The sequence below is a fragment of the Autumnicola edwardsiae genome (assembly GCF_031846505.1).
GTDB classification, from domain to species: Bacteria; Bacteroidota; Bacteroidia; order Flavobacteriales; family Flavobacteriaceae; genus Autumnicola; species Autumnicola edwardsiae.
The window spans coordinates 1-18,439 of record NZ_JAVRHP010000064.1 but is presented as its reverse complement, the minus strand read 5'-3'; the positions used below and the strand labels follow the sequence as shown (position 1 = coordinate 18,439).

Genomic DNA, 18,439 nt, shown 5'->3' with positions numbered 1-18,439 from the left:
GGAGTTTGGAGTTTGGAGTTTGGAGTTTGGAGTTTGGAGTTAATCAAGCTAAAGCTTTATTAGCTACCTCTTCGTTTGTACCCTCTGCGTCAATCTGCGGTATCTGCGGGAGAAATTTGAGAACCTATTTTTAAAGTTTGCAGTTAAATTTATAACGGCAGACCAAAAATGCCAATTTTCGACCTTCAGAAAATGAGCTCTGGAGATAATGTCGGTTGTGGGTTTTCAATTGTGGCGTTTTCCTGTTCAAAGCTGAAAAATTTTCCACTATTCACTTTTTGCTTTTTCACTCAGAGCTTTTTAGCTTCATTCCAAAAAACATCCATCTCCGCCAAGGTCATATCTTTAAGAGCCTGGTTTTTTTCTTTTGCTTTCTCTTCTAAGTACTGAAAACGTTTTATAAATTTTTTATTGGTTCTTTCCAGGGCATTTTCGGGGTTGACATTTAAAAAGCGGGCATAATTGATCATGGAGAACAAAACATCCCCAAATTCTGCTTCTATTTCATCTCTATTATCAGCACCTACTTCATGCTGGAGTTCTCCCAGCTCCTCCTGAAGTTTTTCAAAAACCTGTTGTGGTTCTTCCCAGTCAAATCCAACTCCGGCCACTTTATCCTGTATCCGGTTTGCTTTGACCATGGCCGGTAAAGAACGTGGAACACCTTCAAGAACGCTCTTTTTTCCTTCTTTTAGTTTCAGGTTTTCCCAGTTCTTTTTTACCTCTTCCTCATCGGCTACTTCAACATCTCCATAAATATGTGGATGCCTGGAAATTAATTTCTCGCAAATGGAATTAGCAACATCTGCAATATCAAAATCTCCCGTTTCACTACCTATTTTTGCATAAAAAACCAGATGCAAAAGAACATCACCCAATTCATTTTTAACCTCATCCATATTTTTATCCAAAATGGCGTCACCCAGCTCATAGGTTTCTTCTATGGTAAGGTGCCGCAAAGATTCCATTGTTTGTTTGCGGTCCCACGGGCATTTCTCCCGTAACTCATCCATAATGTCCAGAAGACGCTCAAACGCCTTTAATTGCTCTGCTCTTGTATTCATCTTAGTTATTCTGCTTTTCACAAAAATACAAGATAAAAGAAAGAGAGGCTAAATAAGATCAGGTGAATAGTTTTTTATAACTACTGAGATAAATTTAATAAGCCTCAGAATCAGGATTAGATTTCTTGTACTTGTACAGACAAGCCTCGAAAACAAAAGCTCGTACGTTCAGTTAATCTATGAATTACTTTTAATTCGGAATAAAAAAAAGCTCCTTAGTTTCCTAAGGAGCCTCTAAAGGGTGGAAGACCGGGTTCGAACCGGCGACCTCCTGAACCACAATCAGGCGCTCTAACCAGCTGAGCTACAACCACCATTTTAATTGCGGTTGCAAATGTAAGTTATTTCTATAATTTCCCAAAGAAAAAAATTTATTTATATCAGGTCAAAGACCGAATCTACTGCTACGTTACGTTCTACCATAAAACCTTCAGCATGTTCTGTATTTATAAGCCTGCCCAGGTCCCTTGCGCGATAGGTAATACTGTCCAAAAAGTTACTGCTGGAGATAGGTGTCTGGGGTTCTTTACTTTCCGAATCAAAGAATTGGCTTTTGTAGGCTCTTACAGCTGCTACTTTTGTATCCATATAACCTGAAATATCCACTACAAAATCGGGCTCCAGGTTCTTCCATTGTATGTAATGGAATACGTGTTTTGGACGCCATGCCTCCTGCTTCACTTTTTCATGAAAAGTTTCAATTTTCCTGAGGCCACTCAAAAAACAGGCATCACTTACTAGTTTTGCACCTTTGCCATGATCTATATGGCGATCTTCCACAGCATTGCAAAGCACAATCTCAGGACGGTACTTTCTCAAAATTTTGATGATTTCCAGCTGATGGGAAGTATTATTCACAAAAAAACCATCACTAAATTCCAAATTGTGGCGCATTTTCACCCCCAGGATTTTTGCTGCATCTGCAGCTTCTTTATCGCGGGTTTCTGCAGTACCCCGGGTTCCTAATTCTCCCCGGGTCAGGTCCAGAATACCCACCTTTTTACCCCGGTCTACTTCTTTTGCTATAGTTCCCGAACAACTAAGTTCCACATCGTCTGGATGCGATCCTATAGCCAATATATCTAGTTTCATTATTATTCTTTATTACTATTAGCAGCACTTAAACCAATTTTAAGCTTTTATTGCTTTAATGGCTTGTTGAATATCCTCAATAAGGTCTTCTTTTTCTTCAATTCCAACTGAAAACCGCAGCAATCCATCTCTTATCCCTTGTTTTTCTCTCTCTTCAGGAGACAATAATCCATGAGAAGTCTTTGATGGTGACAAAATAGTAGATTCCACACCTGCAAGACTCATGGAAGATTTTATCAGTTTCAATTTCTTCTGAAACAAATCTGCGTCCAGTCCTTCTTTTAATTCAAAGGAAAGCATTCCGCCAAAGCCTTTCATTTGTCCGGCTGCAACTTCGTGATCTGGATGGGATTTTAGCCCCGGATAGTAAACCCTTGCCACATCTTCGTTCTTATCAAGAAATTCTGCCAGCTCCTGTGCATTTTCATTTTGAGCTTTAACACGAATTCCCATTGTTTTTAAACTTCTTTCCAAAAGCCAAACCGTATAATCGCTTAAGCTCCCTCCAAAATTCTTGGCAAGCTGAAAAACCTTGTCTATATACTCTTCTGAAGAAATCACGGTTCCCGCAAGAATATCGCTATGCCCTCCCATATATTTAGTTGCCGAATGGATCACGATATCTATACCAAGATCTATAGGATTTTGATTTACAGGGGAAGCAAACGTATTATCGATCATGCTCAACAGACCGTGTTTTTTGGCAATTTTCGATATTGCTTTAACATCTGTAATGGTAAGCAAAGGGTTGGAAGGAGTTTCTATATAGATCACTTTAGTATTATCCTTTATCTCCTTTTCAAAAGACGCTGGGCTGTAATCTTCGGTAAACGAATATTCGATACCAAATTTTTCAAATTCTTCCACGACCAGGTTACTTGTCCCGCCGTAGAGCGTATTTTGAAGCACAACATGATCTCCATTATGTAAAAATGCCATCATGGCAGTACTTATGGCAGCCATTCCGCTACCAAAAATAAGTGCAGCTTCACCATGTTCCAAAGCTGCCATTTTCTGGGCCAGGGCAACCTGATTTGGCGTGTTAAAATACCGCGGATAACGCTTAACTTCAACATCTTCAAAAGCGTAAGAAGTAGACATATATAAAGGAGATACTGCCCCTTTAAACTGTTCATCTTTTAATTCTCCCACGTGTGTACAAATAGTATTTATACCTTTATATTTCTTCGTCATATTCTACTTTTATAACTGAATTTTAATTTTTTTCTAAAGTAAAAAGAAATTATTGAAAATACAGAGATATGGTTTTTGGTTTATACCTGGATTCTGCAATCCTACCTGAGAGAAATAATGGAATTGCCTTCATACTCTACTTTTAATTTTATTTAACTGAAGCCTATGATAACAATAAAATAGAACATAAATTGTACGCCAAATAAACCTCAAACACTACAGAAATGAGTATACTTTCTTCGCTTTTAGGAAATGCGGGAGCTATTGAAAAAGAACAACTTCAGGCAGATTACGGTAAACTTCTAATTCCTTCTGAAACGCTGGAAGCAGGATTCAAAATAATCAGGGACACCTTTATCTTTACGAATAAAAGACTTATTATTATTGATGTACAGGGGCTAACCGGTAGAAAAATTGAATATTTTTCTGTTCTCTATAAAAGCATTTCAAGGTTTAGTGTGGAAACTGCCGGTAGTTTTGACCTGGATGCAGAGTTAAAAATATGGATCTCGGGAGAGCAATCCCCTTCCATTTCCAAGCGTTTCAACAAGAAAGTTGATATCTATGAAGTTCAGAAATTATTAGCTGAATTTACTTTATAAACTTTTTTTTAATATTACATGGCCTTATTGAGAAGCAGTAAATAGCGGGATATTCATTCATTTTGATCAAGCCTTTTTTCATGCTTTTCCCTCTGCCACGGGAATTTACCTTCAATTTCAAGTTCAATTGAAAAACTGAGGAAAGTTCTTATCAGGACTATTATTCCAAGAGCCAATACCCTGTCCATTGTGGGCTCTGTCACCACCGTAGCAATGATATCTCCTGCCACCAGTATTTCTAGTCCCAACAGGATTCCTTTACCTAATTCCTGCCTTAATAAACGGTAAGAGCGGGGTTTTGTTCCCTGGATAGAAAAAAGATATCTTCCCAGGGCGATTGAAGTCCATATTACGATAGTAAGTATACCCGCTATTTCTATAAATTTTGCTGTGTATTCTATATAAACCTGTAGTTCTTCCATAAAAATAAATGAAGCTTTTTTTAAAGTTATAAATTATTCACTAAATGGGGAATAATACTACAAATTAATCTTTCAGCCCCCTCTATTTTCTGGATTTTAGTAAAAGGGATGTCTCTCTTTGAATTTTTTTTTATTCTGAACATCATAAAATTGCCAACAAAAATAAAGACTATAAAAGCAATTTTTCAGAAAGAAGTATTTTTAAATTTGCCGAAAAAGAAATCAGGAATGGAAATACTCTCTTACGCGCCTCAATATGCCGAAAACTTTAAAAATTTAAACCTCGCCTGGCTGGAAAGATTATTCTCTGTAGAACCGCATGATGAAGAAGTCTTGGGAGATCCCAATAAATATATTATCCAACCCGGTGGCACTATTTTCTTTGTAAAAGACGCGGGTAAAATTATTGCTACTGTGGCCTTAATGAAAATAGAAGACGGCGTTTATGAACTTACCAAAATGGCGGTCACTCCTGAATATCAGGGGAAAAAGATTGGACAAAAACTACTGGAACATAGCCTGAAATTTGCCAAAAATCAGGGTTGGGACCATCTTATCATCTATTCCAGCCGTAAACTTGAAAATGCTATCTATATTTATAAAAAATATGGTTTTGAGGAGATTCCGATAGAAGAAAATAACCCTTATGCACGCGGAGACATCAAATTAAAGCTGAACCTTTCTTAAATCTTTATTAAACCAAAACCTATTCAATTTCAGGTTGTGTAACTTTATGTTTCGTCTGCTGCAATTGCAATAAATGCAGCCGTAATGTACAATAATTGCCATTTTCTGATGTTCACCTTAATTTCAGAAATTGACTCTAAACAATTAATTATGAAAAGAATATTTACACTTCTTACGTTGGGGCTTTTACTGGTATCCTGCAAGAATGAACAGAACAATGAGACCGATAAAACAGAAAATGATGCCACAGAAATGGCAGAAACCAACGCAGAGCAGCAAAGCGATTCTGTTTCAATAGATATTGAACCAATTTCCCATGCTACGGCTGTTTTTACCTGGGGTGATGCAGTATTTTATACAGATCCTGTTGGAGGTGCTGAAGCATTTAGCGGTGCGGAAGAGCCTGATTTTATTTTAATTACAGACATTCACTCAGATCATATGGATGCCGAAACTTTACAGGCCCTGGAATTGGATGACAGTCTTAAAATCATAGTTCCACAAGCTGTAAAAGACCAGCTACCTGCCGAAATGGAAAACCGGCTTGTAGTTATGAATAACGGCGAAAGCATGGAACATATGGGATTTGATATTGAAGCTATCCCCATGTACAATTTACCTGAAGCTGAAGATGCCATGCACGTAAAAGGCCGCGGAAATGGCTATGTGCTGGAAAAAGATGGAAAGAGACTTTATATTTCCGGTGATACTGAAGATATTCCTGAAATGAGAAACCTCGAAAATATTGATGTAGCACTTGTCTCGATGAATTTGCCTTACACAATGCCTATAGACCAGGCTGCTGAAGGAGTGGTGGCTTTTGCTCCAGACAAAATTTATCCATACCACTACAGAGGACAGGATGGACTGGCAGACGTAGATCAATTTAAACAAATGGTAAACCAGGAGAACGAGGATATTGAGGTTGTACTTCTTGATTGGTATCCGGAGAGGGAATAATTATAAATTCAGAGAAAAAGTAAAAAGCTGACCGGTAGAGCCGATCAGCTTTTTTGTTTGATAACGTTCTTTGACTGAAAATTTAATTATGATGATGTTAAGCTTTTATTCTAACAGGCATTACAAACTTATCAAATTCAGTATCCATTGATCCTTCAATTTTCTTGTAGTTCAGCCTGCTCCTAATATAAGCTTTTACATTTTCATTTTTGCAATCAATAAAAAGCACCACCAGTTCCCGGTCATTATTTACCGTGAAAAGCACGTTGGTAACAACATCTTCCTCTAATTCCAGGTTGTGATCTTTTAAAAGCTCCTGGATTTCCACTTTTACAGCGTTAGGATCTTCTATGACCGTTTTGGCATTTACGGTCAACACACTGCCGATGCAAAACACAAACATCAGCATTAAAACATTAATTCTTTTCATAATAAATAAATTTAAAGGTTATACTTAAGAGACTGATACTTAAACCTCATCGTTACAAAAAGAAAATGATTTTAATATAGTTTTAACTTTTAACCGGATTTTAATGATCCTAGTTCTTGATGTTTATGAGAAGTCTTTAGACATTAGAAGAAGCATATATCTCAGGAAAAAGAGCAATTAAAAAAGGCTGCCCGTTTTGGACAGCCTTCAGTAATCTTAGGCTCTTAAGCTTCTTTTATTAAGAAAGTACTTCCTGCACTTTATCTGCAGCTTCCTGGAATTGTACAGCGCTGTGCACTCCAAGTCCACTTTCATCAATCAATTTCTTGGCAACATCTGCATTGGTTCCCTGTAACCTAACGATAATTGGAACATTTATAGCATCGCCCATATTTTTATAAGCATCTACAATCCCTTGTGCAACACGGTCGCAACGTACAATTCCTCCAAAAATATTTACAAGGATTGCTTCCACTTTTTCATCCTTAAGGATTAAACGAAAAGCCTCTTCCACTCTTTTGGCATCTGCCGTACCGCCAACATCAAGAAAGTTAGCCGGTTCACCACCTGCCTGTTTAATAAGGTCCATTGTTGCCATTGCAAGTCCGGCCCCATTTACCATACACCCAACATTACCATCAAGGGCAACATAGTTAAGTCCGACTTTTTTAGCTTCAACTTCAGTAGGATTTTCTTCGCGTATATCGCGCATTTCAGCATAATCCTTGTGGCGGAAAAGTGCATTATCATCTAAAGTCACTTTAGCATCAACAGCCATAATTTTGTCATCGCTGGTTTTTAAAACCGGGTTGATTTCAAAAAGTGAAGAATCAGATTTTTCAAAAGCAGTATAAAGAGAAGAGACAAATTTCACCATTTCTTTAAAAGCAGTTCCACTAAGGCCAAGGTTAAAGGCAATTCTACGTGCCTGAAAACCTAACAATCCAACAGAAGGATCTATCTCTTCAGTAAAGATAAGGTGCGGGGTTTCTTCAGCAACAGTTTCAATGTCCATTCCACCTTCAGTAGAGTACATGATCATGTTACGCCCTGTAGAACGATTTAACAATACAGACATATAGTATTCTTCAGGCTCGTTATCTCCAGGATAGTACACATCTTCAGCAACAAGAACCTGGTGTACTTTTTTACCTTCGGCGCTGGTTTGGGGTGTTACAAGGTTCATCCCGATTATATTTCCTGCAATTTCTTCAACCTCCTTAAGGTTTTTGGCAAGCTTCACTCCGCCACCTTTACCACGTCCACCGGCGTGAACCTGTGCTTTAATCACGTGCCAGCCAGTCCCGGTTTGTTCCGTTAATTGTTTTGCGGCATTTACTGCCTCCTGTGCATCCTGAGCAACAATTCCTCTTTGAATGCGCACGCCGAAGCTGTTTAATATTTCCTTTCCTTGATATTCGTGTATATTCATAATCAGGTATTTCTTCTGTATTATTAATGGTTCACAAAAGTAAGAAATACAATACTATTGTACCAATATTTTTTGATTAACTCCGGGGCTTTTGCTGCTTTCTTTGCAGAGGAGCCACTTGCCTCCTACTAAAACAAGAAAAATACTGAGAGACCCCCGCGAAAACTATATGGTTATCGTAATTTTCCAAACCTATTTTGCTCTGGCAAGTAATTCTCCCGTATTTTTGCGCTTTTAAATTTCCCGGAATGAACAAAGCATTATTAGCCCTGGCAATTGGAGGATTTGGTATTGGAATGACCGAATTTGTGATTATGGGAATTCTCCCAGACGTCGCCACGGCCCTTAATATTACAATTCCGCAGGCAGGTCATTTTATATCGGCCTATGCTTTAGGTGTTGTGGTTGGCGCTCCGTTGCTCACCGGAATAGGATCAAAATGGCCTGCACATAAAGTTTTAATGTTGCTTATGGTTTGGTTTACGGTTTTTAACACCCTTTCTGCCTTTGCCAATTCTTATCACTTACTACTTATTTCCCGCTTTTTATCTGGTTTACCTCACGGTGCTTTCTTCGGAATTGGAGCCGTGGTTGCAGGGCAACTTGCAAAGCCGGGGAAATCTGCACGGGCCATAGCCACAATGTTTACCGGGCTTACCGTTGCCAACGTCGTGGGAGTACCTTTCGGAACGTATTTAGGACATAACTATAGCTGGAACGTCTCGTTTATGGCTGTGGGTGTAGTCGGAGTTTTGGCAGTTCTGAGCATTAAATTCTGGATGCCGGAATTATCCCGTCCTTCCAACAACGGAATTATAAAAGATTTGAAAGTCCTGAAAAGACTGGAACTATGGATGGTAATATTACTTACTACCGTGGGAACAGGAGGATTTTTTGCCTGGTACAGCTATATTGCCCCTTTAATAACCGAAGTGGCAGGACATCCTGAAGGTATGGTAAGTTACGCCATGATCCTGGCCGGGCTTGGGATGGTTGTAGGGAATCTTGCCGGCGCTAAACTTGCTGAAAAATTTTCACCAATCTACTCGGTTTTGATCAGCCTTGTTTTTATGGTAATTGTACTTATTGCCAATACCTATCTGGCTTCAGATAAAATCATGGTGCTAGTGATGACCTTTATTATTGCCACAGTGGCCTTTACGCTTTCAACTCCTATACAAATGGCAGTGATCAATTCGGCTAAAGGATCAGAAATGTTGGGGTCTTCCTTAAATCAGAGTGCTTTTAATATGGGAAATGCATCTGGAGCCTATCTCGCAGGATTGCCCATTGCTTACGGTTATGGATTTACCTCGGCAGACTGGGTTGGTGCGGGAATGGCCGGAGCAGGTATTTTTATTGCCATGGCAGTGATCTGGATTAGAAAAAGGAATGCGCAAAGGGTAGCACTGCAGACCTGATTTATATAACATTTTTACTGAATTGGTTATTTTTGAAATTCCGTTTGCCGAAAATCCAATTTCTCCTGTATTTTTGCCACCTCATAATTCAGAACAAATGAACAATCAAGACCTTTTAGCTGTAGCCGAAGAATTTGGAAGTCCGGTTTATGTATATGATGCTGAAAAAATCATCTCACAGTACAACCGTTTAACCAGTGCTTTTAATGTAGAAAAACTGCGTATACATTATGCGGTAAAGGCGCTATCCAATATTTCTATTCTGAAGCTTCTAAACTCCCTTGGCTGCGGTCTCGATACCGTATCTGTTCAGGAAGTAAAATTAGGACTTGAAGCAGGCGTGGATCCTTCCCGAATTATTTATACGCCAAACGGGGTTTCGCTGGAAGAAATTGAGCAGGTTGCTGCCCTGGGAGCACAAATCAACATCGATAACCTGTCCATTTTGGAACAATTCGGGACGAGACATCCAGATACTCCGGTTTGCATAAGGATAAATCCTCATGTAATGGCGGGCGGGAATTCTAAAATTTCAGTAGGACATATCGACTCCAAATTCGGGATTTCCATACATCAAATGCCGCACCTGCTAAGGATTGTTGAAAACACAGGCATGAATATTAACGGCATTCACATGCACACAGGAAGTGATATCCTGGATATTGGGGTATTTTTACACGCTTCAGAAATTCTTTTTGATGCCGCCAGGAATTTCAAAGACCTCGAATTCCTTGATTTTGGCAGCGGCTTCAAAGTGCCTTACAAAGAAGGGGATATCGAAACAGATATTGAAGATCTTGGCGCACAACTTACCTCAAAATTTGAAGCATTCTGCAAAGAATACGGTCGGGAACTAACACTTGCCTTTGAGCCGGGAAAATACTTAGTAAGCGAAGCCGGAAAATTCCTTGCGCGCGTTAATGTTATAAAGCAAACAACCTCAACCGTATTTGCAGGAATAGACACTGGATTTAATCACCTCATTCGCCCAATGTTTTACGGCTCACATCACCATATTTCGAATATTTCCAATCCTGAAGGGAAAGAACGCTTCTACTCTGTTGTGGGATATATTTGTGAAACAGACACTTTCGCCAGCAACAGGCGCATTTCTGAAATTACCGAAGGTGATATTCTCGACTTTAGCAATGCCGGGGCATATAGCTATTCTATGTCCAGCAATTTTAACTCAAGATATCGCCCCGCAGAAGTTTTGTGGTACAAAGGCGAAGCACATTTGATTAGAAAAAGGGAAACCTTTGAGGATCTTATAAAACACCAGGTTCCCGTAGATCTTGACATTAATGTAGAAAGTGCACAGTCTTCATAAGCCATGAATCAAACTGCAGGTCGATAATTGGCATTTTAGAGCAGTCTCCTTTTTTCTTCTTTTACCTCCTGCAAGGTTTGAGAAACCTTGTAGGTTTATTTACTTGCCATACCTACAAGGTTCAAAAAAACCTTGCAGGACATTTTTTTCACCTTCATTTCCAGTTAATCAAGATAAATTTTTAGTTCAGCACAAAATGATAAAATTAGAATTTGTATTTTTGATAAAAGCTGAAACATGAATTTAGAGGCTAGAAAAATAGAATTTATTCAGGATTTTTTGGAACTCCAAAGCGAGCAAGCTATTGCCAGGTTTGAAAACCTTTTAAAGAAAGAGCAAAAGTTGTCAGGAAATAAAGAATTTTCCCCTATGACTGTAAAGGAGTTTAATAAAAGAATTGATCAATCCATGAAAGATTCTAAAGAAGGAAAGTTTACCGAGGTACATGATTTATTAGCTGACATTGAAAAATGGAGCTAAAAATATTCTGGACCGGTTTCGCAAATAATGAACTTCAAAAAAACTTTAAGTATTTAAAAGAAAACGCCAGTCCCAGAGTTGCAAGAAACGAAACCAGAAAAATAGTCACAGAAACACTACGACTTCTTAAGCAACCGGAAATTGGACAAATTGAAGAATTATTAGCGGACAGGAAAGTGAAATTCAGGTATTTAGTTCATCAGACTTATAAGATTATTTATTGGATAAACATAGATAAAAATCAGATCGAAATTGTAGATATTTTCGATACCCAGCAATATCCAACAAAAATAAGAAGATCAAAACAGTAACCAATTGACCACACTGTTACTTTAATTGTGGCGAGTCAAAACACCAGGTTCCCGTAGATCTTGACATTAATGTGGAAAGTGCACAGTCTTTATAAGCCATGGATCAAACTGCAGGTCGATAATTGGCATTTTAGAGCAGTCTCTTTTTTTTCTTTTACCTCCTGCAAGGTTTGAGAAACCTTGTAGGTGTATTTACTTGCCATACCTACAAGGTTCAAAAAACCTTGCAGGAACATATAAATTGTAAATAAATTCTGTTTTCTGTAATTTCTTCTGAAGTTTTATTGAAAAAGCGTTTCTTTCACCCGAAAGACCTTCAGTTTTAATAAAATCCTAACCTTTTTCTTTGCTGCTATTCTGTATCTTAAGGAAAAAATCGGGAAATGAGCTACAAACTGGAAAAACAGCAAAGCCTTGACGAAAACATTACTAGAATTGCTTCTGAAGAAATAGAGGCCTGCCTTACTTCTCTTAAAAAGGCAGAAATTCATGAAGCGGTTCACGACATTCGCAAACGCCTTAAGAAGCTCCGCGCACTTGCCAGGCTTGTAAGGGACGAGATGGGTGAGAAAAAATATAAAAAAATCAATGTTTACTTTCGGGATCTTGGAAGGGAACTCGCGCCAGTTAGAGACCTTACGGCACACATAGAAACGGTGGATATCCTAAAAGAAAGGTATGGCGATCACCTTTACGTCAAATTTTTCAACAGCATTAAAGAGGAGTTAGAAAAGGAAAGGGATACGGTGACCAATGAGCTTCAGGAAAAAGATTTTTTCTCACAACATCTTGTAGAAGAACTGCAGAATGCAAAGGAAAAACTGGAAGAATGGCCGGTAAAATCTTCAGATATTGCAGTAATCCTCCCTGGTCTTAAAAGGGTTTACGAAAGGGGAGCCAATGCCCTGGAAGAGGCTTATGCCAATCCTAACCCGGCAACTTTTCATGAATGGCGAAAAAGGGCAAAATACCTGTGGCATCACAGCGAATTGCTTCAGGACGTCTGGCCAGAACTCTTCAAAACTCTGGAGTCAGAAATTCATCTATTAGCCGATTATCTAGGTGACGACCACGATCTTATGCTACTGGATGAAAAATTAGTGAATTCCGACTTCAACTTTAAAGATGACAAGCAAAAAGAGATGATCCACGCTTTAATAAAAGAATACAGCGACCATCTAAGGACGAATGCTGAACTGCAGGGAGCTTTAATTTATGCTGAAAAGCCTAAAGCTTTTAAGAACAGGATGAAAAAGTATATCAGGATAAACTGGAATTAGCATAATGGGTCGAAAATGGCAAAAAACAAGGCACCACTTTATTTTATCGCTCTTATCCCAGATGATGATTTGGAAGCGCAGGTTCGCAGCTTAAAGGAAGAAATAAAAGAGAAGTATAATTCTGAAAAAGCATTGAAATTACCTGCGCATGTTACGCTCCAGATCCCTTTTAATATGGACCAGGAAAATGAAGGTCCTGTGACAGAAGCTTTACAAGAAGTGGCCAACACAGAGAGTGCTTTTAATTTGCAATTATCAGGCTTTGGCAATTTCTCCGGAAGGGTTATTTATATTAATGTCAGCAATCCCGGGCCGGCTGTTCAATTACATAAAGAAATCCGTAAAGCTTTATCTTCAGTAATTCATTTGGAGGAAGAGAATTCAGATATACATCTACATATAACCATTGCCACCCGCGATCTTAGCCGAAAAGAATTCAAAAAAGCATGGTCAGAATATAAGCAGCGGGACTTTAAGGCTTCTTTTGTGGCAAAAAGCTTTATTCTTTTTAAACATAACGGAAAAACCTGGGGTGCCCTGAAAGAATTTCATCTTATCCCTTAGCTGAAATAAAATAAAAATAAAATTCTCAGTAGGTTACGAAAATTCCCTAGACAAATATCAGTAAGTCATACAAAATATATTAAACTAATTTTGTACTTTTAAAACATGTCGAAGAAAAGTATATATACCAAAAAGTTAGGCTCAAGAGTTGCAACTTCAGCAAGGCCTGTTAAATCAGGTAAATATCACGTGATCACAGGTGAAGGAGAGAACTGGAGTGTTGTGGCCGACGGAAGTACCCGAGCTACCAAAGTGTTCCCCACCCGAATAAGTGCTATAGAATTTGCAAAAAAAACAGCTGATAGGATTGAAGGAGAAGTTATTATCCATAAAAAGACAGGTGAGATTGAAGAACGGGTTTCCCTAGTCAAATAATACTGTCTTCTTCAATGGCATTTGAACAAAACGTTTTTATTAATTGTCCTTTCGACAAAGATTTCAAACCTCTTCTTAAAGCATTAATCTTTGAATTAATCTATCTAGGGTTTTCACCTAAACTTTCACAAACACTATCATCTTCTTCTATTAGAGTAAATCAGATAAAGAGCTTAATAAAAAACTGTAAGTACAGCATACATGATTTATCGAGGAGCAAGGCTATGAAAAAAGGTGAATTACCTAGATTTAATATGCCATACGAATTAGGATTAGATATTGGAGCATTAGAATATGGTAGTAGAAAACTAAAAACGAAACGAATCTTAATTCTGGAAACCAATAAGTATCATTATCAAAAGGTAATCTCAGATATTGCCGGTCAAGATATAGAAAATCATAATGATGATCCTAAAACTTTAATTACCAAAGTCAGAAACTGGTTTTCTGCTAACTTTACAGAGGAGACAATTGCAGGACCCAGTGAAATTTGGATTGCCTATAACCAGTTTATTGATGACTTGAATAGTAGCCTGTCTTTAACTTATGCCGAAGATGAAATCCAGGAAATGCCAATTGGGGATTTTATTAAATTCTCTACTGATTGGGTTAGTCAATTTATAGAATAAATTCAAAAAATCATGGTCAGAATATAAGCAGCGGGATCTTAAGGCTTCTTTTGTGGCAAACAGCTTTATTCTTTTTAAACATAACGGAAAAACCTGGGGTGCCCTGAAAGAATTTCACCTTATCCCTTAGCTGAAATAAAATAAAAACCAGCTTCCTCTCAGATTTATAATTTTTACAAATACCTTAGCTGCTTCCACTTTTTAATAATTAAAAAATGAGCAAAATATTTGGACCTTCTGTGGCTTTTTTATTCCTGTTACTCTTTACAACAGTTGCGAGTGCACAAAAAAAAGATCAGGAATATTACCAGCTTAAAATTTATCATTTCCAAAATGAAGCGCAGGCAGAGCGCACAGACGATTATTTAAAAAACGCCTATTTACCTGCTCTAAAAGAAATGGGGATCCAAAATATTGGAGTTTTTAAACCACGCCAGGATGAGGAAAACGACAGCATCAAAAAAACCTATGTCCTGATTCCTTTTGAATCTCTGGAGAAATGGGCAACATTGGATGGAAAAACTAGGCCAAAATGAGAGTTTCCTCCAAAAAGCTGAAGATTTTCAAAATTCAGATCACAAAGATGCACCATACCTTCGTTTTGAATCCATCCTGCTAAAAGCTTTTGAAGATATGCCGCAAATGCAGGCTTCAACTTTAAAAGGTCCGCGAGAAGAACGGGTTTATGAATTAAGAAGCTACCAGTCTCCAACAGAAACTCTCTTTAAAAATAAAGTTGATATGTTTAATGACGGGGAAGTCGAAATATTTAAAGAGCTTGATTTTAATGCGGTATTTTACGGAGAAGTGATATCAGGACCCGAAATGCCTAATCTTATGTACATGACCACTTTTGCCAATAAAAAAAGCCGGGACCAACACTGGCAGCAATTCGGAGAATCCACTGGCTGGGAGGAGTTGAGCTCCAGAGCGGAATATCCTGCACATAATGTATCTCACATAGACATCACCTTCTTGTACCCAACCGATTATTCCGATTACTAAATTTAACCATTACCTATGGAAGATAACTACGTAGCAGACCAGGATTACGAACACCTGGATTATAGAAGTGAAAGTTTATACTCTGAGTACGAAAATTGCCATTTCAGAGGTTGTACGTTATCGAATATAAACTTAGGAGGTGTTATATTTTCGGAATGTGAATTTGAAGATTGTGACTTCAGCTCTTCCAACTTAAAGGGTACGTCTTTTAGAGACTGTAGCTTCAGAAATTGTAAACTTCTTGGGTTGAGATTTGAAGAATGTAGTGATTTTCTGCTTTCTTTTAGCTTTAACGCCTGCGACCTCAGTTTTTCCTCATTTTTTCAGCTTAAAATCAGGAAAACCGGGTTTTATAACTGTAAACTTGAACAGGTAGAATTTTCAGAAGCAGATCTTACCGGAGCTAATTTCTCTGATGCCAACCTGAACAATGCTACCTTTAGAAATTCCATTCTGGAAGGTGCAGATTTTAGGCAATCCCACAACCTGTCGATAGATCCCGAACAGAACCGGCTTAAAAATGCCAAGTTTACACTAGAAAACCTGCCTGGGCTTTTATGGAAGTATGATCTAAAGATTTCCTAAAAAGTGGTATAAGTTTTATAAAATAAACCTAATGCATTAGCAAGTTTGCAAAGCCTTGCGTAACATTGTTGGGCGTATCCTTCAACGAAAACGAAATAATAAAATAAGTGTGAGCGAAAAGATAAAAATTAAAAGAACCGAAGTTTTATCAAACAGATGGGCTTTGTTAAACGAAATTACGTACAACTTCCAGAGAAGGGATGGCTCCTGGGAAGTTCAAAACAGGGAAGCCTATGACAGGGGTGACGGCGCCTGTATCCTTTTATACAACCGGTGCACAAAAAAAATTATTCTCACCAGGCAGTTCCGACTGCCAACTTATTTAAACAACAACCCCGGCGGCATGATGATAGAAGCCTGTGCGGGTCTTTTGGATAAAGATTATCCTGAAGCCTGCATTATTAAGGAAACCGAAGAGGAAACGGGTTATAGAATACCAAAAGCAGAAAAAATTTTTGAGTCTTACATGTCCCCGGGATCGGTTACAGAACTTATCCACTTCTTTATCGGCGAATATTCAGAAGAAATGAAGGTAAGCGAAGGCGGCGGACTTCAGGAAGAACAGGAAGATATTGAAGTGCTAGAGATGGATTTTGAGGAAGCCTATGCGAAAATTGCAAAAGGGGAAATTAAGGACGGTAAGACAATAATGCTCCTTCAGCACATGAAAATTAATAACCTTATAAACGCTTCTGTTAAGACTGAAGGGGTTAGGAAAAAGAAAGTCGGTTCTCTTGAAAGTCCTTTAACTAATTCTTAAAGGATTAGCCCTGGGTTCTTTTGTATCTTCACAAAAAACCAGTTAAAGATGTCTAAAGGCAAAAAGTTTCTCCTGTACCCAGCTATTATTATTGTTGGGACCTATTTCTTATTTCTGGGACTCATAAAAGGAGAAGGTTTTTTATCTCCTTTCATCACAGCAGTTATACTTGCACTTTTAATGCTCCCCCTGGCCAGGATCATGGAGCGTAAAATCAGCCGGTCTGTAGTATCCTTAATAAGCGGTTTTCTTATTTTTCTTGTATCGTTGGGCTTTTTGGCACTGGTTTCTTTCCAGCTTAAGAATTTTGTGGAACAATGGCCGGATATTAAGGAAACGATGGAGCCAAAAATTGAAAAACTAAAACAATTTGCGCAGGAAAATACTCCGCTAAATAAGGAGCAACTTCAAATATCAGATTCGGCAAGTACCTCAAAAAACAGCAGTATTCCTCTTGTAGGAGAATCAAGTCAGAATTCCGGAAAAAGAGCAGCCAGTTTTCTTGGCACACTTCTAGGAGCTATTGGCAACTACCTGCTTACGTTTATTTACATCTTCTTTCTGCTCAACTACCGTCATAAACTCAAAGAATTTATCCTTCATTTATTTCCTGAGGAAAAGCGGCAGGAAGTAGAAAGTGTGGTCTCCGAGTGCATGAAAGTTGCACCACAATATTTAGTGGGAAGGTTGATGTTGATTGCCTTTTTGGCTGTTCTCTATGCCGTAGGACTGGGAATTTCCGGAGTTAATAATTTTATCCTGGTAAGTATTATTGCCGCTTTTCTAAGTTTAATCCCTTATATAGGTAACATGATAGGGCTTGCCATGGCCATGGCGTTTGGCTATCTCACCTCGGGAGAAACAGGAGTATTAATTGGAGTCCTGGTAACTTTTGGTATCGCACAATTTATAGAAAGTTATGTACTGGAACCTTACGTTGTAGGAGATCGTGTAAATTTACATCCTTTTGTGGTTATCCTGGCTGTAGTAATTGGAAACCTTATGTGGGGAGTTGTTGGAATGGTAGTCGCTATCCCGATTTTGGCAATTATCGCCGTAATTTTGCTTCATATCCCTTCTCTTAAACCATTTGGAATTTTGCTGAGTAAAGAATCTTTTCCGGAGGACAGGTAAAGCACAGTTTCCAGAAAGTGAGAACTTGTTTTCCTGCTGGATTACGTAACTTGCCACAAATTTTTTACCTCCCGGCAGATGGAAAGCAGCAAACAAGTAGCAATTAACACTACCTATCTCAGTATCCTTGGAAATATATTGCTGGCACTTGCCAAGGGGATTACCGGTATATTTGGCAATTCTTATGCTCTAATTGCAGATGCCATAGAATCTACCACAGATGTTTTTGCTTCTGTCCTGGTCCTATTTGGAATACGATATTCTACTAAACCTGCAGATGAAAATCATCCTTATGGCCACGGAAAAGCTGAACCGCTAATTACCTTTGCCGTGGTAGGATTTTTACTGATCTCTGCCACCATTATTGCTTACGAGAGCATTATTAATATCCAAACACCACATAAAATTCCTGAAAAATATACGCTTATAGTATTGGGAATAATCGTAATTATCAAAGAATTTTTTTATCGTTTTGTTTCTAAAAAGAGCGACACTACCAACAGCACTTCGCTAAAAGCCGATGCCTGGCACCACCGGAGCGATGCAATTACTTCTCTTATGGCTTTTATAGGAATTTCTATTGCTATTTATATGGGTAAAGGTTACGAAACTGCTGATGATTGGGCTGCTTTGCTGGCTTCAGGGTTTATTGTTTATAATGCATTCTTAATTTTTCGCCCTG

Annotated in this window: 23 protein-coding genes and 1 tRNA gene; 17 read left to right on the top strand and 7 right to left on the bottom strand. The window is 38.4% G+C overall.

Going from position 1 to position 18,439, the window contains the following annotated elements; translation table 11 throughout:
* Positions 1-290 precede the first annotated feature (290 nt).
* The 4 genes from mazG to RM529_RS11930 all read right to left on the bottom strand — a co-directional run bounded on the left by mazG (position 291) and on the right by RM529_RS11930 (position 3,350).
* On the bottom strand, positions 291-1,064 hold the full coding sequence (mazG, locus tag RM529_RS11945) for a nucleoside triphosphate pyrophosphohydrolase (protein ID WP_311485021.1): 774 nt from the start codon (positions 1,062-1,064) through the stop codon (positions 291-293).
* A gap of 239 nt (positions 1,065-1,303) precedes the next feature.
* A tRNA-His gene (locus tag RM529_RS11940) sits at positions 1,304-1,379 on the bottom strand.
* A gap of 60 nt (positions 1,380-1,439) precedes the next feature.
* Positions 1,440-2,156 (bottom strand): bacillithiol biosynthesis deacetylase BshB1, encoded by a 717-nt coding sequence (gene bshB1, locus RM529_RS11935; RefSeq protein ID WP_311485020.1) that lies wholly within the window; start codon positions 2,154-2,156, stop codon positions 1,440-1,442.
* Positions 2,157-2,195: 39 nt separating this feature from the next.
* Positions 2,196-3,350 (bottom strand): trans-sulfuration enzyme family protein, encoded by a 1,155-nt coding sequence (locus RM529_RS11930; RefSeq protein ID WP_311485019.1) that lies wholly within the window; start codon positions 3,348-3,350, stop codon positions 2,196-2,198.
* Between the two features lie 224 nt (positions 3,351-3,574).
* Between RM529_RS11930 and RM529_RS11925 the strand changes: the two genes are divergently transcribed.
* Entirely contained in the window at positions 3,575-3,952 is a 378-nt protein-coding gene (locus RM529_RS11925; RefSeq protein WP_311485018.1) for a PH domain-containing protein, read from the top strand.
* Positions 3,953-4,005: 53 nt separating this feature from the next.
* Here the strand turns inward: RM529_RS11925 and RM529_RS11920 are convergent, their stop codons facing one another.
* Complete coding sequence (locus tag RM529_RS11920) at positions 4,006-4,374, bottom strand: DUF1622 domain-containing protein (RefSeq protein WP_311485017.1); 369 nt, start codon at positions 4,372-4,374, stop codon at positions 4,006-4,008.
* A 228-nt stretch (positions 4,375-4,602) separates the two neighbouring features.
* Between RM529_RS11920 and RM529_RS11915 the strand changes: the two genes are divergently transcribed.
* On the top strand, positions 4,603-5,061 hold the full coding sequence (locus RM529_RS11915) for a GNAT family N-acetyltransferase (RefSeq protein ID WP_311485016.1): 459 nt from the start codon (positions 4,603-4,605) through the stop codon (positions 5,059-5,061).
* A gap of 150 nt (positions 5,062-5,211) precedes the next feature.
* Positions 5,212-6,021: an MBL fold metallo-hydrolase gene (locus RM529_RS11910; protein ID WP_311485015.1), complete on the top strand. Its 810-nt coding sequence runs from the start codon at positions 5,212-5,214 to the stop codon at positions 6,019-6,021.
* Positions 6,022-6,118: 97 nt separating this feature from the next.
* Here RM529_RS11910 and RM529_RS11905 read toward each other — a convergent pair whose 3' ends face one another.
* A complete protein-coding gene (locus RM529_RS11905; protein WP_311485014.1) occupies positions 6,119-6,451 on the bottom strand; it encodes a hypothetical protein in 333 nt (110 codons plus the stop codon).
* A gap of 238 nt (positions 6,452-6,689) precedes the next feature.
* The gene (gene sucC / locus RM529_RS11900; protein ID WP_311485013.1) at positions 6,690-7,883 is read right to left on the bottom strand and encodes an ADP-forming succinate--CoA ligase subunit beta; all 1,194 of its coding nucleotides are present in this window, start codon (positions 7,881-7,883) and stop codon (positions 6,690-6,692) included.
* 248 nt (positions 7,884-8,131) lie between these two features.
* Between sucC and RM529_RS11895 the strand changes: the two genes are divergently transcribed.
* From RM529_RS11895 to RM529_RS11830, 14 genes are all read left to right on the top strand, one after another.
* The gene (locus RM529_RS11895; RefSeq protein ID WP_311485012.1) at positions 8,132-9,304 is read left to right on the top strand and encodes an MFS transporter; all 1,173 of its coding nucleotides are present in this window, start codon (positions 8,132-8,134) and stop codon (positions 9,302-9,304) included.
* A 97-nt stretch (positions 9,305-9,401) separates the two neighbouring features.
* Positions 9,402-10,634 (top strand): diaminopimelate decarboxylase, encoded by a 1,233-nt coding sequence (gene lysA / locus RM529_RS11890; RefSeq protein ID WP_311485011.1) that lies wholly within the window; start codon positions 9,402-9,404, stop codon positions 10,632-10,634.
* A 237-nt stretch (positions 10,635-10,871) separates the two neighbouring features.
* Positions 10,872-11,114, top strand: a complete 243-nt coding sequence (locus RM529_RS11885) for a hypothetical protein (RefSeq protein ID WP_311485010.1) — start codon at positions 10,872-10,874, stop codon at positions 11,112-11,114.
* Positions 11,105-11,425, top strand: a complete 321-nt coding sequence (locus tag RM529_RS11880; protein WP_311485009.1) for a type II toxin-antitoxin system RelE/ParE family toxin — start codon at positions 11,105-11,107, stop codon at positions 11,423-11,425. Before RM529_RS11885 ends, RM529_RS11880 begins: the two co-directional genes overlap by 10 nt.
* 383 nt (positions 11,426-11,808) lie before the next feature.
* Positions 11,809-12,705, top strand: a complete 897-nt coding sequence (locus RM529_RS11875; RefSeq protein ID WP_311485008.1) for a CHAD domain-containing protein — start codon at positions 11,809-11,811, stop codon at positions 12,703-12,705.
* Between the two features lie 15 nt (positions 12,706-12,720).
* On the top strand, positions 12,721-13,269 hold the full coding sequence (locus tag RM529_RS11870) for a 2'-5' RNA ligase family protein (protein WP_311485007.1): 549 nt from the start codon (positions 12,721-12,723) through the stop codon (positions 13,267-13,269).
* 105 nt (positions 13,270-13,374) lie between these two features.
* The gene (locus RM529_RS11865; protein WP_311485006.1) at positions 13,375-13,644 is read left to right on the top strand and encodes a DUF2188 domain-containing protein; all 270 of its coding nucleotides are present in this window, start codon (positions 13,375-13,377) and stop codon (positions 13,642-13,644) included.
* 14 nt (positions 13,645-13,658) lie between these two features.
* Positions 13,659-14,273 (top strand): hypothetical protein, encoded by a 615-nt coding sequence (locus RM529_RS11860; RefSeq protein WP_311485005.1) that lies wholly within the window; start codon positions 13,659-13,661, stop codon positions 14,271-14,273.
* Between the two features lie 215 nt (positions 14,274-14,488).
* Positions 14,489-14,809, top strand: a complete 321-nt coding sequence (locus RM529_RS11855; RefSeq protein ID WP_311485004.1) for a hypothetical protein — start codon at positions 14,489-14,491, stop codon at positions 14,807-14,809.
* Entirely contained in the window at positions 14,787-15,278 is a 492-nt protein-coding gene (locus tag RM529_RS11850; RefSeq protein ID WP_311485003.1) for an NIPSNAP family protein, read from the top strand. Before RM529_RS11855 ends, RM529_RS11850 begins: the two co-directional genes overlap by 23 nt.
* Positions 15,279-15,293: 15 nt before the next feature.
* A complete protein-coding gene (locus RM529_RS11845) occupies positions 15,294-15,863 on the top strand; it encodes a pentapeptide repeat-containing protein (RefSeq protein ID WP_311485002.1) in 570 nt (189 codons plus the stop codon).
* A 103-nt stretch (positions 15,864-15,966) separates the two neighbouring features.
* Positions 15,967-16,623, top strand: coding sequence for an NUDIX domain-containing protein (locus tag RM529_RS11840; RefSeq protein WP_311485022.1), 657 nt, complete (start codon positions 15,967-15,969; stop codon positions 16,621-16,623).
* A gap of 48 nt (positions 16,624-16,671) precedes the next feature.
* Positions 16,672-17,757 carry an AI-2E family transporter gene (locus tag RM529_RS11835; protein WP_311485001.1) on the top strand — a complete coding sequence of 362 codons (1,086 nt, stop codon included), beginning with the start codon at positions 16,672-16,674 and terminating at the stop codon, positions 17,755-17,757.
* 78 nt (positions 17,758-17,835) lie between these two features.
* The coding region (locus RM529_RS11830; RefSeq protein WP_311485000.1) for a cation diffusion facilitator family transporter at positions 17,836-18,439 on the top strand (604 nt) is incomplete at its 3' end.